A 15,804-nucleotide genomic window follows, 5' to 3' on the forward strand; every position below is an offset into this window, starting at 1 on the left:
CCAATGCGCCGCGTCGTCATTACCGGGCTGGGGATCGTCTCGCCCATCGGCAACAATGCCGCCGAGGTCACCGAAAGCCTGAAGGCGGGCCGGTCGGGCATCGTTGCCGCACCCGAATATGCGGAACACGGCTTTCGCAGCCAGGTCCACGGCATGCCGCAGATCGACGTTTCCGAGCACATCGACAAGCGCAACCTGCGGTTCATGGGACCGGGCGCGGCCTACAACTTCATCGCCATGGAACAGGCGATCAAGGACAGCGGGCTGGAGGAAGCCGACGTCTCGAACCCGATGACCGGGCTCATCATGGGATCGGGCGGGCCGTCCACATCGAACTTCTTCGACGCCCACCAGATCGTCATCGAAAAAGGCGCGCCGAAGCGGATGGGTCCGTTCATGGTGACGCGCTGCATGTCTTCGACGAATTCGGCCTGCCTTGCGACGCCGTTCAAGATCAAGGGCGTGAACTACTCGATCACTTCGGCCTGCTCGACCAGCGCACATTGCATCGGCAACGGCGTCGAGCAGATCCAAATGGGCAAGCAGGACGTGGTCTTCGCCGGCGGCGGCGAGGAACTGGACTGGACGCTGTCGTGCCTGTTCGACGCGATGGGCGCGATGTCGTCGAAATACAACGACACGCCGGAAAAGGCCTCACGCCCCTACGACGCGACGCGGGACGGTTTCGTCATCGCGGGCGGCGGTGGCGTCGTCGTGCTGGAGGAACTGGAACACGCCAAGGCGCGCGGCGCCAAGATCTATGCGGAAGTGACCGGCTACGGGGCCACCAGCGACGGCTACGACATGGTCGCGCCTTCCGGCGAAGGTGGCGAACGCTCGATGCGGGTCGCGCTGGCGACCCTGCCCGACGATCGCAAGATCAGCTATATCAACGCCCACGGCACCTCGACCCCGGTCGGCGATATCGGTGAGATCAAGGCGATCCGCCGCATCTTTGGCGAAGGTTCGACCCCGCCGGTCAGCTCGACCAAGTCGATGACCGGCCACAGCCTCGGCGCGACCGGCGTGCACGAGGCGATCTATTCGCTGCTGATGATGCAGGACGATTTCATCGCGCCGTCGATCAACGTGGGCGAACTCGACCCCGAACTGAAGCCCGAAGAGATCGCCACCAAGCGTGTGGACGATGCCGGGCTCGACAGCATCATGTCGAACAGCTTCGGGTTTGGCGGCACCAACGCCACACTCATCCTATCGAAACACCGGGACTGACCACATGGGCGATCTGCTGAACGGGAAACGCGGCCTTGTGATGGGGGTCGCGAATGACCGCTCGATCGCATGGGGCATTGCAAGGGCACTGGCCGGCGAAGGCGCGGAGATCGCGTTTTCGTATCAGGGCGAGGCTTTCGGCAAGCGGGTCGAGCCGCTGGCGGCCAGCGTCGGTTCCGACTTTCTGATCGATGTGGACGTCACCGACGACGATAGCCTCGACGCGGCCTTCGCCATGATCCAGGAACGCTGGGGCCAGTTGGACTTCGTCGTCCACGCCATCGCGTTTTCCAATAAGGACGAGCTGACCGGCCGCTTCGTCAACACCAGCCGCGCCAATTTCAAGCGCAGCCTCGACATCTCCTGCTATTCGCTGATCGAGGTCTCGCGCCGCGCGCTGCCGCTAATGGCCGAGGGCAGCTCGATCATCACCCTGACCTACGGCGGCTCAAACCGGGTCACGCCCTTCTACAATGTCATGGGCGTGGCGAAGGCCGCGTTGGAATCGACGGTGCGCTATCTGGCCAACGATCTGGGCCGCGACGGCATTCGCGTCAACGCGATCTCGCCCGGCCCGATGAAGACGCTGGCCGGCGCGGCGATCGGCGGCGCGCGCAAGACCTTCCGCCACACCGAAGAGAACGCACCGCTTGGCAATGCCACGCTGGAAGCGATCGGCGGCACGGCGGTCTGGCTGACCAGCGACTGGGGCGCCTGCACCACGGGTGAGATCGTGATGGTCGACGGCGGCTACCACGTTCTCGGTATGCCGCAGAGCGAGAACCTGTGATCTGGGTCTTCGACGCCTACGGCACGCTGTTCGACGTGGACGGCGCGGCACGCGCGGCGGCTGAGGACGATCCGGCGCTGGCCGATATCTGGCCCGCACTTTCGGCCGATTGGCGGCGCAAGCAGCTGGAATATTCGTGGATGCGCGCGATGACCGGCCACCACGCGGATTTCTGGGAAGTCACGTCAGATGCGCTCGACTGGGTGGCAGAGCGGCACGGCGTCGGCGACAGCGCACGCCTGCAGGACCTGTATCGCAGCCTGCCCGCCTACCCCGAGGTCGCGAAGACTCTTGAACGCCTCAAGCAGGAAGGCCGGACCGCAATCTTTTCCAACGGCTCGCCCGGGATGCTCCGCGAGGCGGTGGACAGTGCGGGGATCGGCCCGCATCTGGACGCGCTGCTGTCGGTCGAGACCGCCGGCCGCTTCAAGCCCGCGCCCGAGGCTTACCGCGTCGTCACCGAACATTTCGGCTGCACGCCGGGCGACATCACCTTCGTGTCGTCCAACGGCTGGGACATCTACGGCGCCGCAGACTTTGGCTTCGACACCGTGTGGGTGAACCGCGCCGGCCTGCCGGTCGACCGCCTGCCCTGTCGACCCGCCCGCATCCTGACAGACCTGACGGGGCTTTGATGCCGCATTTCACTGCCCACGATGGCGCGCGCCTCGCCTATGCAGACGACGGCTCTGGCCTGCCGCTGCTCTGCCTTGCCGGGCTGACCCGGACGATGGCGGACTTCGACTATGTGGCCCCCCATCTTGCGGACGTTCGTCTGATCCGCATGGATTACCGGGGCCGTGGGGGCTCGGACTGGACCGACGCCGCGACCTATACCGTACCCCAGGAAGCCAGGGACGCATTGGCGCTTCTGGATCATCTGGGCGTTGGCAAGGCCGCGATCCTCGGCACGTCTCGCGGTGGTCTGATCGGGATGATGCTTGCAGCGGTCGCGCATGATCGGATGCTGGGACTATGCGTCAACGATGTGGGTCCGGTGATCGAGCGCACAGGGCTTGCGCGGATCTGCGACTATGTCGGTAGAAACCCCTCGGTGCCGACCCTGGATGAGGCGGCCGCCCGGATGGCGGCTGTGACGCCGGGTTTTTCGGACGTTCCGTCCGGCCGCTGGCTCGACGACGCACGGCGCTTCTTCATCGAGACGCCTGAAGGGCTTCGCATCAACTACGATCCATCCCTGCGCGAGGCGTTCCTGAGCGCATTTCAGGGCGAAAGTCCCGACCTCTGGCCCTTGTGGGAAGCAACGGCGGGCATGCCGGTCGCTGTGATCCGTGGCGAGAACTCGGATCTGTTGTCGATGGACACCTTCGCCCGGATGCAGCAGCGTCGTCCTGATGGAATTTACATCGAAGTTCCTGGTCGCGCCCACGTGCCATGGCTGGACGAAGCCGAAAGCCTGGCGGTCATCCGCGCGTGGCTGGGGGCATCGCCTAACCGCAACCCGGTGAATCGGCCGCGATCCCGTCGGCGAATTCCGTGACCAGATCAAGCGTCGGCGCCGTGAAGCGCAGCGGCCATGCGATCGCGCCGATGATGTCGATATGGCCTGCGCCCTCCACCATCTGCAGTTCGGCGCTGTCGCCTGATCGCTGCAACGCCTCTGCCAGGTCGCGCGTCTGGCGCGGCTCGACTGTCTTGTCGCTGGTGCCGTGGATCAGCAGACTTGGCGGATGCTGCCCATCCTTCGCGAACGGCAGGACTTGCGAGATGTCGCGGCTGTCCTGCGGAAACATCGGGTCATAGCGCCCGCTGATCCGGAAATCGTAGGGACCGGATATCCCGATGAACCCCGCAACATCGCCACAGGGCGACATGCCCTGCGCCTGCAGATAGCGCGGCGCGAAGGCCAGCATGCCCCCGATATATGCGCCCGCGCTGTGGCCCATCACGAACATGGGCAGGTCCGCCCCCATGCGTTCTCGCACCGCCCGGAAGGCCAGCGCGCCATCCTCGACAAAGGCGGGAAACGTCACCTCGGGGTAAAGGCGGTAGTCGGGGACCGCGACCACATAGCCGCGCTTGGCGAGCGTAGTGCCCAGAAATCGGTACATGTCGCGCGAACCGGTGTCCCAGCTGCCGCCGTAATAGTAGACGATCGCCCCCTTCGGCTCGCCATTCTCGGGACGATAAAGGTCGTAAGCCTGGCGCGCCTCGGGACCGTAGCGGACGTCGCGCTCGATTGTCACGCCACTGGCCGTGGTCAGAGTATTAAGAACCTGCGCGCCCGAGCATGCAGAGAGGGCGAGAGCGGCGAGGCCAAGAGCGAAGAGGCGGAAGGGGGCGGGAAGGATGCGCATATGTCAGAAACGTGCGCTGAGCCGGCCAAGTTGCAAACCTGGCTGTGCGCAACAGCCAAGTTTGCTCGGATTGGTCTCAAGCGGACGTCTTCAGCCCCAAACCTCCTCGAACTCCCGCCATTCGCGCGCGCTCATGCCGCTGTCCTCCTGGGCGACCGTCTCGCCTCTCAGCCGGCGTTGCAGCACCGCGACCGCCTGGGCGGACAGGCTGACGGCGTCCATTCGGTAATCGCGGAAGGCCCCGAAAGCGGCGGGGACCCAGTCTACGACAATCTGGCACATCGCGTCGGCATAGGCGCGGATCTCGTACTGGGCGTGAGGATCGGCGCGAAGGCGCAGGAAATGCAGCAGATTGTGCAGATCGACCTTCCAGTACCATTGCGTGTAGATGTTCGCGGGCAGGTTCATGCGCGCCAGCTCGCGCGCCAGACCCTGCTGACCGTCCTGGCTCAGCATCGCCTCGTAGTGATCATAGCTGCGCATCGCGTCGGCGCGCAGCATATCAAGCACACGGGCGGCTTCCTCTCCCTCCAGCACCTCGCCCCGGCCCTGATTGTTCTGGGTCGATTGCGCTGCCAGATGCTCGGGTGCCGGGATGTAGAACTCGCGGTCCAGGATCGAATAGCGTGCGGAGTATTCGTTCACGTTCGCGGTCCGGTGGCGGATCCATTGCCGCGCGACGAAGACCGGCAGCTTGACGTGGAACTTGGCCTCGCACATCTCGAAGGGGGTCGAGTGCCAATGCCGCATCAGATACCGGATCAGTCCCTCGTCGTTCTGGACCGACTTGGTGCCGCGACCATAACTGACACGCGCCGCCTGGCAGATCGCGGCGTCGTCGCCCATGTAGTCGACGACGCGAACGAAGCCATGGTCCAGAACCGGATGCGCAGTGTAGAGGTGACGCTCCATCCCCGGGGCCACAGCGCGTAGCGTGGTCTGGCTCTGCGCCCGCTGATCGTCGATTTCGCGCTGCTGTTCCGCACTGACCGGCATAGTCATGGTGTCCGCTCCCTCATATTCCACATCATCTTGTGCCATCGAGAGGCGAGTCGTTCAACCGCTTAACGAGGCAGACACAGGTTTGCCTTGCCCGATCGACCGTGCAAATGTATGCGCGCAACACAGGGGGCATTCATGAACATTCGTTACCTGCACACGATGGTCCGGGTGAAGGATCTGGACAAGACGATGGAGTTCTTTCGCCTGCTGGGGCTTGAGGAAACTCGCCGCATCGACAACGAGAAGGGGCGCTTCTCGCTGGTTTTCATGGCGCCGCCGGGACAGGAGGAATGCCCGGTCGAACTGACCTACAACTGGGACGGCGACGACGGGCTTCCTTCTGACAGCCGGCATTTCGGTCACCTGGCCTACCGCGTCGGCAACATCTACGAGATGTGCCAGAAGCTTCAGGATGCGGGCGTGACCATCAACCGGCCGCCGCGTGACGGACACATGGCCTTTGTGCGCAGCCCGGACAACATCTCGATCGAGTTGCTGCAGGAAGGAGATCACCTGCCGCCCCAGGAACCGTGGGCCAGCATGGAGAATACCGGCCACTGGTAGGCTGTCCCGACACCGAAGATGCCGAAGGCCCGCGTCGCGCGGGCCTTTTCCGTTTCAATAGATATAGCGGATCTGTTCGGTCCAGAAACGCTCGATCCGCCGTGACTGCAGATTCACCTGTGCCAGGGGGGGATCGTCCATCACCCCCGACATGGCCAGACCGTCCGCGTGACGCATGAACAGGTTAAACACCGTTTCGCGCACCAACAGCCCTTCGTCGGTCAGCCGGACCCGCACCGAGCGTCGGTCCTGGTCGCAACGTGTGTGGCTGACATAGCCCATCGTCACCAGCTTCTTCAGATTGTAGCTGACATTGCTGCCCTGATACATGCCGCGCGAGCGCAACTCGCCGGCCGATACCTCCGACGTGCCGAGGTTGTAGAGGATCAGCGCCTGAACCGGGTTCAGATCGGCGCGGCCGAGCCGTTCGAATTCGTCCTTGATCAGGTCCAGCATCAGCCGGTGCAGACGATCCAGAAGATGCAGCGATTCCAGATAGGCTTCGGCGGACGCAGTTTCGGGTTCGCCCATCAGCGCGGGCGGCGCAAGGCGCGCATCGCGCGCTGCAGGGGCGGTGGCGGGCAGGGTCATGTCTGGTCCTGTTCTCTTGATCGTTGAGGAGAACATTTGCAGAAAATTCCAAAGCGCAGGTTAATAACGAAGCATTTTTGACCGGTTTGTCTAAAATGCCCGCTTTTCTTCCACGTGAACCGCGATCGCGTCGAGGATCGGCACCAGGTCCGCAGGCCCGACAGCCTCGCCGCGTCCACCGATCCGCGCGGTGATCCAGCGGTACAGATCCTGATCGTTTTCCGACAGCATCGCCTCGTATCGCTCCACCATCGCCGGATCGAGCGTCGCCAGCGGCCCGTCAGCGAATGGGCCGAGGATCAAGTCCATCTCTTTCATGCCACGGCGCCAGCTGCGCATTCGAAGGCGCCGGATGCGCTGGTCGGGGGCCTCTGCCTCAGGGTCGGACAATCAGCTGCTCCAATCTGGCGATCCTGCGCGCGGCATCTTCCAGCGCATGCTGCAATGCGCGCAATTCGGTCAGGGCCGTCTCTCGGCCTGCGTCAACGCCCGTAGCCGTTTCTGCGCCCGCTGTCGTGGGCTGATTGCCCTCGCCCGTCAGAAGCCAGATCAGCGACACGCCGGTCAGGCCCGCGATCATGCGAAGCTGGTTGGCGCGCGGCTCTCGCTCGTCGTGCTCCCAGGCACTGACCGTCTTGGCACGAAGTCCCAGCTTTCGCGCCATCTTCTCGACCGAAAGCCCGGCTGCGTCGCGTGCGGCGTGAATCCGGTCGCCCAGGGTGGCCTTGTCGTCACTGTACCAGTTCTCTGCCACATCGCCCTCGCTTGTCTGTTACGCGCGGTGAGCCTAAGACAGCGGCGGTCCAAATTCAAATCGGAGAGGGCGCATGACGTTCCTGTCAGACAGCATCGCGCGGGTTCAGCCCTCACCCACCATCGCGATGACGCAGCGGGCGTCCGAGCTGAAGGCCGAAGGGCGTGACATCATCAGCCTTTCGGCGGGCGAGCCCGACTTCGACACGCCGGACCACATCCGCCAGGCGGGGAAGGACGCGATCGACGCCGGCCATACGCGGTACACAGCGGTGGACGGGATGCCCGCGCTGAAGGCGGCGGTTGCGCGCAAGTTCAAGCGCGAGAACGGGCTGGATTATACGCCCGCGCAGATCACCGTCGGGACCGGCGGCAAGCAGATCCTTTACAATGCGTTGATGGCGACGCTGAACCCGGGGGATGAGGTGATCGTGCCGGCGCCCTACTGGGTCAGCTATCCAGACATGGTGCGGCTTGCCGGCGCGACTCCGGTCATGGTGCCCTGCCCGGCCGAGACCGGCTTCAAGCTGACACCCGAGGCGCTGAAGGGCGCGATCACGCCCCGGACGAAGTGGCTGATCCTGAACTCACCCGGCAATCCCTCGGGCGCGGGATACGACCGCACCGCGATGAAGGCACTGACCGATGTGCTGCTGGACGCGCCGCATGTCTGGGTGCTGGCCGATGACATCTATGAACATCTGGTTTTCGACGGGTTCGAATTCTGCACCCCGGCGCAGGTCGAGCCGCGGCTGAAGGATCGCACGCTGACGATGAACGGCGTCAGCAAGGCCTACGCGATGACTGGCTGGCGCATCGGCTACGGCGCCGGCCCCGAGACACTGATCCGGGCCATGGCCAAGCTGCAATCGCAATCGACCTCCAACCCGTCGTCGATCTCACAGCACGCGGCGCTGGCGGCGCTGGACGGTCCGCAGGACTATATCGCCGAAAGCCGCACAGCCTTCCAACGGCGGCGCGATCTGGTCGTCTCGGGGCTGAACCAGTGCGAGGGCATCACCTGCCCGACGCCGCAGGGCGCGTTCTACGTCTATCCCTCGATCACGGGGCTGATCGGGCGCACGTCCGACGGCGGCACCCAAATCACGACCGACGAGGATTTCGCCAACGCGCTGCTGGAGGAAACCGGTGTCGCCGTGGTCTTTGGCGCGGCCTTCGGTCTCAGCCCGCACTTTCGCATCAGCTATGCGACCAGCGATGAAGAACTGACCGACGCCGTCGCTCGAATCCGGCGGTTCTGCGCCGGATGCCGCTGAGGGCTATTTGAGCTGTGAATCCTTGCTGCCGCGCCGGTTGATCCCACCGGCCGGTCGGCGTGCCCTGTCGCGGCCCGACTGGCAATCGACGCAAAGCTGGACGCCCGGGATCGCCTGACGGCGGGCATCGGGGATCGGTTCGTCGCATTCGGCGCAGAACTCGGCACTTGGCACCGTGGCTGCCGTTCTCGCACGCAGCCGCGCCCGCTCGATCGCTTCGCTGGTCGAAACCTCGATCTGATCGTTCACCGCATCGTCGCGGGCCCATCCACCTGCCATGCCGAACCTCCGTCGCGTTACGAAGAAATATAATTGCGCCGCCCGCGCTTTCAAACCCGTGGGTTCGGTTGACAGCACCGGCGCCCTTTGGAAAGCTTCCCGGCAAACAAAGGCCAAGGGGGAGGGCTGCGATCGTGCCGATCATCCGTGTGATCGACACCGTCAACGAGATCGTGGGCCGGATCGTATCCGTCGTGGCGATCATCTTTGCCGGCATCATCATCTACGACGTCTTCATGCGTTCGGCGCTGGGTCAGCCGACCCGCTGGGCCTTTGACGTGACCAAGCAGCTTTACGGCTTCTACTTCATCCTGCTTGGGGGCTACGCGCTGCGCCATCAGGCCCATGTCCGCGTCGATCTGCTGACCGCGCGGATGACCCTGCCCGTCCGTCGGTGGACCGAGGCTGCGGGCTACCTGATCTTCTTCTTCCCGTTCGCCTGGATCTTCACCCGCGAAAGCTGGAAGTTCGCCATGACGTCCTGGAACCAGGGCGAGGTCACCTACGGTGCCGTGTCGATCCCGGTCTATCCGTTGAAGATGGCGATGTTTGTGGCGGCCGTGCTGCTGCTGATCCAGGGCATCAGCGAGTTCCTGAAGCTGATCCTTGACCGCGCGCCGCATATCGAGCCGGAGATCACGCATGTCCGGTGAAACGATCGGCCTGATCATGGCCGGGATGCTGGTTGTCGGCCTGTTCATGGGCCATCCGCTGGCCTTCGTTCTGGGTGGGACTGCGGTTCTGGGCGCCTTCATCGCCGGGAAGCCGATGGTGCTTGGCATCGTCATCAACCGCATCTTCGGCGACGTGCTGGACAACTACGTCCTGATCGCCATTCCGCTCTTCGTGCTGATGGCGCGGTTCCTGTCGGACAGCGGCGTCACCGACCGCATGTTCGAGGCGCTGCGCCACCTGATGGCCCGCGTGACCGGGGGCCTGGGTCTGGCCGTGGTCTTCATCTCGATCCTGCTGGCCGCGACGACCGGCATCATTGGCGCGTCCATTACCGTCATGGGGATGATGGCGCTGCGCCCGATGCTGCAATACGGCTATGACAAGCGGCTGGCGACCGGGCTGATCGCGGCGTCGGGTTGCCTTGGGATCCTGATCCCGCCCTCGATCATGCTGATCCTGATGTCGTCCTATGCGCCCGGCCTGTCGGTGGGCCAGCTTTTCGCCGGTGCGATGGTGCCCGGCATCTGCCTGGGGCTGATGTATGCGATCTACATCGCCGCCATTGCCTGGCTGAAGCCCGAGTGGGCGCCGCCCGTGCGGGAAGAGGAGCAGATCAGCCGAAGCGCGATGTGGCGGATGCTGATCGTCGAGGCGGTGCCGCCGCTGGTCCTGATCCTGGGCATCCTCGGCTCGCTGCTGGCGGGGATCGCCACCGCGACGGAAGCCAGCGCCATCGGCGCGGTGCTGGCCCTGCTGATCGTCATCCTGCGCGGCCGGTTCGAATTCTCGACCTTCTATTCGGCGCTGCTGGAGACGGGCCGAACCAGCGCGATGATCCTGTTCATCGTCGTCGGGGCCACCGCATTCACCGGCGTCTTCAACATCACCGGCGGTCTGCGCGCGACTCAGGACCTGATGCGGGGGCTGGCCGACGATCCGTTCACGCTGACGCTGCTGATGCTGGCCGTGGTGTTCGTGCTGGGCATGTTCCTGGACTGGACCGGGATCGTGCTTCTGTCCTTCCCGATCTTCCTGCCTCTGGTGAACGAAATGGGGGTGGATCCGCTGTGGTTCGTCGTCCTGATGGCCGTCGTATTGCAGACCAGCTTCCTGTCACCGCCCTTCGGCTATGCGCTGTTCTACATGCGCGCGATCGCGCCACCCGATGTCGCGACCGGTGACATCATCCGGGGCGTTCTGCCCTTCATCGTCCTGATCATCCTGATGTGCATCCTGATCATCGCCGTTCCCGGCTTGGTGACCTGGTTGCCCGCGACGCTCTACAATTAAGACCAAATGGGAGGAAAAATCATGAAGACACTGATCGCCACCACCGCGCTCGCGCTGGCCGCGACCACGGCCCCGGCGCTGGCCGAAAACTGGACGATGACGACGACCTGGCCGTCGAGCCTCGAGCTGATCGAGATCGACCGCCACTTCGTCAAGCTCGCCAACGACATGATCCCCGACGATCAGCTGACCATCGAGTTCTTTGACGGCGGTGAGTTGGTTCCTGCAGGCGAAGTCTTCGGCGCGGTCGAATCCGGCACCATCCAGGCCGGCGGCGACTGGCCGGGCTACTGGGCCGGCCGCGACAGCGCCTTCTCGCCCTTGGCCACGACCTCGTCGCTTTTCAACGCGATCGACTACGTCAACTGGATCAAGGAATGGGGCGGGGCCGAGCTGTACAACGAGGTCTACGGCAAGTTCGGCATGGTCTACCTGCCCTACGGCGTGACCAACAACGAATCCGGCTTCCGCACCGTCGACAAGCCGATCAGAACGACCGAGGATCTGCAGGGTCTTCAGCTTCGCCTCTCCGGCTACGAGCAAGGCAAGCTTCTGGAGAAACTGGGCGGCAGCCAGGTCAGCATGGCCGGCGGCGAGATCTATCAGGCGCTGGAACGTGGCGTGATCGACGGGGCCGAATTCTCGACCCCCAATGTCGATTACTCGGGCGGCTTCCAGCAGGTCACCAAATACTGGTCCACGCCAGGCTGGCACCAGTCGGCTTCCGTTTTCGGTGTGATGATCAAGCAGGAGAACTGGGACGCGCTGAGCCCAGAGACACAGGAGATGCTGAAGGTCGCGGCCGATGCGAACCTGCTGTGGAGCCTGTCGTTCACCGAAAAGCGCGCGACCGAGGCCTATCAGAAGTTCAAGGATGACGGGATCGAGATCACCCGGCTGGACGACGCCACGCTTCAGAATATTCAGGAACAGGCCAACGCCACGATCGAGGAGGTCGCCTGCGAAAATCCGTTGGCGGCCAAGGTCTACGCCAGCATGATTTCCTACCTGCAGGATTACGCCCAATGGCGCGACGCCTCGGCGCCGTTCAATCTGGGTCGGACCCCGGCGGGGCCGGACCTTGCCGCAATCGAAGGCTGCGCGGGCTGACGCTGCGGCGATAAACCGCGCAAAACGCAAGATAATCGTGGGTGAATTCGACGGGGCGGCGGAACGATTCCGCCGCCCCTGTCGTTGACAGGGATACCAAAAATGACCATCCTCCCCGCAGTCGAAAGGTGACCCCATGAGCGACAACACCCTGACCCGCATGGATCTGGCCGAGGCTGTGTTCCGTGATGTCGGCCTGTCGCGACACGAATCGGCACAGCTTGTCGAAAGCGTGCTGGAACACATCTCGGATGCCCTCGTCCGGGGCGAACAGGTCAAGATCTCGTCGTTCGGCACGTTCAGCGTGCGCGACAAGAACGAGCGGATCGGCCGCAATCCCAAGACGGGCGAAGAAGTTCCGATCACCCCACGTCGTGTGCTATCGTTCCGTCCGTCCCATCTGATGAAAGACCGGGTGGCGGCGGGCAACCACGACTAGATACGGATCCTGCATGGAAAAGGGCGCTGACGCATTCCGATCCATCGGCGAAGTCGCCAAGCTGGTCGGGGTCGCGCCCCATGTCCTGCGATACTGGGAAACCCAGTTCAGCCAATTGAACCCGATGAAGCGACGCGACGGGCGCCGCTATTATCGCCCGGACGATGTTCGGTTGGTCGCCGGTCTATGCGAGATCCTGCGTGAAGAGGGACTGACGATCCGTGGCGCCCGCAAGATGCTGTCCCGCGATCGCGGCGAAGCCGTCCGGGCACGCGGCGCAGCGCGGCTTGGCGAAGCATTGGGGGCAGCGTTGCAGCCCGAGCCTTCCGCCGACCAGCCTCAAAAAACGCGACAAGCCACGCGCGATCATGCGAACGGAGCGGCAGCCTCATCACCGACCGACACGAGTCGACCGACGCTTAGCCGGAAGCGTATGCGGAGCCTGTCGTCGCACGACGAAGCGCTTCCGCTGTTCCGCGATTTGGGTGGGACGACGCCGCATGTCATCGACCGACACTGGCTTGTCCATCTGGTAGAAACTGCCGCAGCGTTGCGGGCCCATGCGGATGCAGGCGCGCTGCCCCACCTTGCCGTCAGGCCGGCACGAGATCTGCGCGACGCGCTATCCTCTCGCGACTGAAATGACAGTCCAGATTTCCGCCCGGCGGGCCTTGTGCAGACCGCACCCTTCGATCTATATGGCCGGCGTCGGGCTGTGGCGCAGCCTGGTTAGCGCGTCCGTCTGGGGGACGGAAGGCCGTGAGTTCGAATCTCGCCAGCCCGACCATTTCGCCGACGCCCACCCCTGCCCGGGGGTGGGCGTCGGTGTATTCGCAGAGGGTCCGGGATGACGAGCACGATGAACGGCGTCCTGCCTGACCGCGAATTGCGCGCGCTGATCGATGCGGGCGCGATCACGGCCGACAGCCCGATCACACCTGAACAGATCCAGCCTGCAAGCCTCGATCTTCGGCTTGGCACCCGGGCGTGGCGGCTGCGTGCAAGCTTCCTGGCAGGCAAGGGACGCAATGTGGCCGACCGACTGCCCGACCTGCAGATGCACGAAATGGATCTGACAAACGGTGCGGTCCTGGAAAAGGGCTGCGTCTATCTGGTTCCGCTGATGGAACGGCTGGCGCTGCCGTCGGGGCTGACGGCGCTCGCCAATGCGAAATCCTCGACCGGGCGGCTCGACCTGCTGACGCGGCTGGTGACCGATGACGGCACCGAATTCGACCGCCTGCCCGAAGGCTATGACGGTCCGCTTTATGCCGAAATTTGCCCGCGGTCCTTCAGCGTACTGGTGCGTCCCGGGATGCGGTTGAACCAGCTGCGCCTGCGCCGGGGCGACGCGATGCTGAACGACGACGCGCTGCGCGACCTTCACGCGCGTGAGCCGTTGGTCAGCGGCGGACCGGCACTGATCGATCAGGGGCTGGGATTTTCCGTGGACCTGAAGCCCAAGGCTGGCGACCTGGTCGGCTACCGTGCCAAACCACATAGCGGTGTGATCGATCTGGACCGGATCGGCGCCTATGACGCGCGCGAATTCTGGGACGAACTGCGTACCGCCGATGGTCGGCTGATCCTCGATCCCGGCGCCTTCTACATTCTCGTCAGCCGCGAAGCGGTTGCCATACCGGCGGACCACGCGGCTGAAATGGCGCCCTATCTGGCGATGGTCGGCGAATTTCGCGTCCACTATGCAGGCTTCTTCGACCCCGGCTTCGGCGTGGGCGAGGCAGGACGCGGCGCGCGCGGCGTCCTTGAAGTCCGCTGCCACGAGGCGCCGTTCGTGCTGGAACACGGACAGGTCGTCGGACGGTTGGTCTATGAACGCATGGCCGGACCGCCCGAGACGCTGTACGGCGCCGGCATCAAATCGAACTATCAGGGCCAAGGCCTGAAGCTCGCCAAGCAGTTCCGCTAGGTCTTGCGCTTGCGGCTGCGCGCGATGCCCGCGCCGGCCAGCAGCAGAGCCATCAGTCCCACGACCGGCCAGTCACCCCACCGCATCCAGAATGTCGCAGGCAGTGCGGCTGGCAGGACCGCGTCGATCTTGCCCTGTTGGTCCAGACCCAGCGTCGCCCGGACGTTCCCCCGCGCATCGATGACAGCCGAAACGCCGGTATTCGCCACGCGCACCAGCGGCAGACCCGATTGCACCGCGCGCAATCTCGCCTGCGCAAGATGCTGGTAGGGACCGGAGAATTGCCCGAACCACGCGTCGTTGGTGATCTGCAGCAGCCATCCGGGCCGCGTCTCGATCGCGCGAAGATGCTGGGGAAAGATCGCCTCGTAGCAGATCAGCGGCTGCAGGGGCGGCAGGCCCGGCAGGTCCAGAACCATCGGCCCCGGTCCGCTGGAATAGCCGAACCCTTCCTGCGCGGCAAAGGCGCGGATGCCGAAACGCGCGAGCGCATCGCCCCACGGAATGTATTCGCCGAAGGGGACGAGGTGGAACTTGTCGTAGATCGGTCCGACTGCGCCGTCCGCCGTGAGAACCGCGAGCGAATTGAAAAACCGCGCCTCCTCTCGCCGCTGGATGCCAAGGATCAGCGGCGCGCCGGCGGCGCCAGACATCTGGGACAGCACCGGACCGGCATCGTCGAGCAGGAAGTTGACCGCCGATTCCGGCCAGATCACCAGATCCCGCGCGCCGGGTTCCGACGACAGATCAAGCAAGCGACGGTAGAATTCGGCGGCCCATTGCGGGTCCCATTTGAGGCGCTGTTCGGCATTGGGTTGGACCAGCCGCAGCCGCACACCGGTATCGGGCGGCAAGGGTCGGTCCAGCCGTGAAAGCCCGCCGGCCCAGATTGCGCCAAGGATCAAGACAGAAAGACCCGCGCCCGGCGCGAAGCCGTAAACCGTGCGCTCTGACGGTCGCCACAGGATGACGGGCAAAGCAGCTGCGGCCAGGGACAAGGCCGACAGCCCCGGCGCGCCGATCCACGCAGCGGCTTGAGCAATGGGCGTTCCGATCCAGACATGCCCGATCGAGGCCCAGGGAAAGCCGGTGAAGATCCAGCCGCGCAGCCAGTCCGACAGCACCAGCGCAGCCGCGATCGCGACGATCCGCCAGCGCCACCCGGCAGCGATCCGCCAGCCGCACGCAACCGGCATCGCCCAGAACAGACCGCCGCCAAGCGCCATCAGGATCAGCGCGAACGGCGCCATCCATCCGTAGATCTCTGGCTCGACCAGAAACGGCTCGACGATCCAGCTAAGCGACAGGGCGAACCAGCCGACCCCGGCGGCCAGACCGGAGGCAAAGATGCCGCGCAGGCTTGCGGCCCGTGAAAACCGCCACAACAGGATCGCAAGCGCGATTAGTGTCGCGGCCCAAAGCGACAGCGGCGCCTGGCCGGTTGCGGCCAGTGCGCCGAGCGCTGCGTCCATCGCAAGCCCCAACCAACCCACGCGGCGGGCACGGATGCGCGGCGGTGTCAGGCGGTCAGGCAAACATTCACCCGAAGCGAA

At 64.5% G+C, this 15,804-nt stretch carries 19 protein-coding genes and 1 tRNA gene; 13 read left to right on the plus strand and 7 right to left on the minus strand.

Annotation, left to right across the window (positions count from 1 at the left end; translation table 11 throughout):
* The first annotated feature begins 3 nt into the window (after positions 1–3).
* The 4 genes from fabB to MLD63_RS14210 are packed head-to-tail and all read left to right on the plus strand — an operon-like array spanning position 4 to position 3,524.
* Positions 4–1,233 carry a beta-ketoacyl-ACP synthase I gene (gene fabB / locus MLD63_RS14195; protein ID WP_255330570.1) on the plus strand — a complete coding sequence of 410 codons (1,230 nt, stop codon included), beginning with the start codon at positions 4–6 and terminating at the stop codon, positions 1,231–1,233.
* Between the two features lie 4 nt (positions 1,234–1,237).
* Complete coding sequence (locus MLD63_RS14200) at positions 1,238–2,023, plus strand: enoyl-ACP reductase FabI (RefSeq protein ID WP_255330571.1); 786 nt, start codon at positions 1,238–1,240, stop codon at positions 2,021–2,023.
* A complete protein-coding gene (locus MLD63_RS14205; RefSeq protein ID WP_255330572.1) occupies positions 2,020–2,658 on the plus strand; it encodes a haloacid dehalogenase type II in 639 nt (212 codons plus the stop codon). The genes MLD63_RS14200 and MLD63_RS14205 overlap by 4 nt, the downstream gene beginning before the upstream one ends.
* Positions 2,655–3,524 (plus strand): alpha/beta fold hydrolase, encoded by an 870-nt coding sequence (locus tag MLD63_RS14210; protein ID WP_255330573.1) that lies wholly within the window; start codon positions 2,655–2,657, stop codon positions 3,522–3,524. The genes MLD63_RS14205 and MLD63_RS14210 overlap by 4 nt, the downstream gene beginning before the upstream one ends.
* Here the strand turns inward: MLD63_RS14210 and MLD63_RS14215 are convergent.
* Positions 3,475–4,341, minus strand: a complete 867-nt coding sequence (locus MLD63_RS14215; protein ID WP_255330574.1) for an alpha/beta hydrolase — start codon at positions 4,339–4,341, stop codon at positions 3,475–3,477. The genes MLD63_RS14210 and MLD63_RS14215 overlap by 50 nt on opposite strands.
* Before the next feature lie 90 nt (positions 4,342–4,431).
* Positions 4,432–5,337, minus strand: coding sequence for an FAD-dependent thymidylate synthase (thyX, locus tag MLD63_RS14220; protein ID WP_255330779.1), 906 nt, complete (start codon positions 5,335–5,337; stop codon positions 4,432–4,434).
* A gap of 141 nt (positions 5,338–5,478) precedes the next feature.
* Here thyX and MLD63_RS14225 point away from each other — a divergent pair, with 141 nt between their 5' ends.
* Entirely contained in the window at positions 5,479–5,907 is a 429-nt protein-coding gene (locus MLD63_RS14225) for a VOC family protein (protein ID WP_255330575.1), read from the plus strand.
* A 54-nt stretch (positions 5,908–5,961) separates the two neighbouring features.
* On the opposite strand, the gene MLD63_RS14230 is transcribed toward MLD63_RS14225, so the two are convergent.
* The 3 genes from MLD63_RS14230 to MLD63_RS14240 form a co-directional block, all read right to left on the minus strand.
* Positions 5,962–6,438 (minus strand): winged helix DNA-binding protein, encoded by a 477-nt coding sequence (locus MLD63_RS14230; protein ID WP_255330780.1) that lies wholly within the window; start codon positions 6,436–6,438, stop codon positions 5,962–5,964.
* A gap of 150 nt (positions 6,439–6,588) precedes the next feature.
* Positions 6,589–6,837 carry a succinate dehydrogenase assembly factor 2 gene (locus MLD63_RS14235; protein WP_255330576.1) on the minus strand — a complete coding sequence of 83 codons (249 nt, stop codon included), beginning with the start codon at positions 6,835–6,837 and terminating at the stop codon, positions 6,589–6,591.
* 37 nt (positions 6,838–6,874) lie between these two features.
* Positions 6,875–7,252, minus strand: coding sequence for a helix-turn-helix domain-containing protein (locus tag MLD63_RS14240; protein ID WP_255330577.1), 378 nt, complete (start codon positions 7,250–7,252; stop codon positions 6,875–6,877).
* A 73-nt stretch (positions 7,253–7,325) separates the two neighbouring features.
* Between MLD63_RS14240 and MLD63_RS14245 the strand changes: the two genes are divergently transcribed.
* Positions 7,326–8,528, plus strand: coding sequence for a pyridoxal phosphate-dependent aminotransferase (locus MLD63_RS14245; protein ID WP_255330578.1), 1,203 nt, complete (start codon positions 7,326–7,328; stop codon positions 8,526–8,528).
* Between the two features lie 3 nt (positions 8,529–8,531).
* Here MLD63_RS14245 and MLD63_RS14250 read toward each other — a convergent pair whose 3' ends face one another.
* Positions 8,532–8,807 (minus strand): DksA/TraR family C4-type zinc finger protein, encoded by a 276-nt coding sequence (locus MLD63_RS14250; protein WP_255330579.1) that lies wholly within the window; start codon positions 8,805–8,807, stop codon positions 8,532–8,534.
* A 134-nt stretch (positions 8,808–8,941) separates the two neighbouring features.
* Between MLD63_RS14250 and MLD63_RS14255 the strand changes: the two genes are divergently transcribed.
* The 7 genes from MLD63_RS14255 to MLD63_RS14285 all read left to right on the plus strand — a co-directional run bounded on the left by MLD63_RS14255 (position 8,942) and on the right by MLD63_RS14285 (position 14,251).
* Positions 8,942–9,460, plus strand: a complete 519-nt coding sequence (locus MLD63_RS14255; RefSeq protein ID WP_255330580.1) for a TRAP transporter small permease subunit — start codon at positions 8,942–8,944, stop codon at positions 9,458–9,460.
* Entirely contained in the window at positions 9,450–10,772 is a 1,323-nt protein-coding gene (locus tag MLD63_RS14260; RefSeq protein WP_255330581.1) for a TRAP transporter large permease, read from the plus strand. Before MLD63_RS14255 ends, MLD63_RS14260 begins: the two co-directional genes overlap by 11 nt.
* Before the next feature lie 21 nt (positions 10,773–10,793).
* Complete coding sequence (dctP, locus tag MLD63_RS14265) at positions 10,794–11,882, plus strand: TRAP transporter substrate-binding protein DctP (protein ID WP_255330582.1); 1,089 nt, start codon at positions 10,794–10,796, stop codon at positions 11,880–11,882.
* Positions 11,883–12,018: 136 nt separating this feature from the next.
* Positions 12,019–12,321, plus strand: coding sequence for an integration host factor subunit alpha (ihfA, locus tag MLD63_RS14270; RefSeq protein ID WP_255330583.1), 303 nt, complete (start codon positions 12,019–12,021; stop codon positions 12,319–12,321).
* A 13-nt stretch (positions 12,322–12,334) separates the two neighbouring features.
* On the plus strand, positions 12,335–12,961 hold the full coding sequence (locus MLD63_RS14275) for a MerR family transcriptional regulator (RefSeq protein ID WP_255330584.1): 627 nt from the start codon (positions 12,335–12,337) through the stop codon (positions 12,959–12,961).
* Between the two features lie 69 nt (positions 12,962–13,030).
* Positions 13,031–13,108: transfer RNA gene (locus tag MLD63_RS14280), tRNA-Pro, on the plus strand.
* A 72-nt stretch (positions 13,109–13,180) separates the two neighbouring features.
* Entirely contained in the window at positions 13,181–14,251 is a 1,071-nt protein-coding gene (locus MLD63_RS14285) for a 2'-deoxycytidine 5'-triphosphate deaminase (protein WP_255330781.1), read from the plus strand.
* Here MLD63_RS14285 and lnt read toward each other — a convergent pair.
* Positions 14,248–15,786 (minus strand): apolipoprotein N-acyltransferase, encoded by a 1,539-nt coding sequence (gene lnt / locus MLD63_RS14290; RefSeq protein ID WP_255330585.1) that lies wholly within the window; start codon positions 15,784–15,786, stop codon positions 14,248–14,250. The two genes, MLD63_RS14285 and lnt, sit on opposite strands and share 4 nt — an antisense overlap.
* Positions 15,787–15,804 lie beyond the last annotated feature (18 nt).

It is taken from the genome of Paracoccus albicereus (assembly GCF_024359525.1).
Lineage (GTDB): Bacteria > Pseudomonadota > Alphaproteobacteria > Rhodobacterales > Rhodobacteraceae > Paracoccus > Paracoccus albicereus.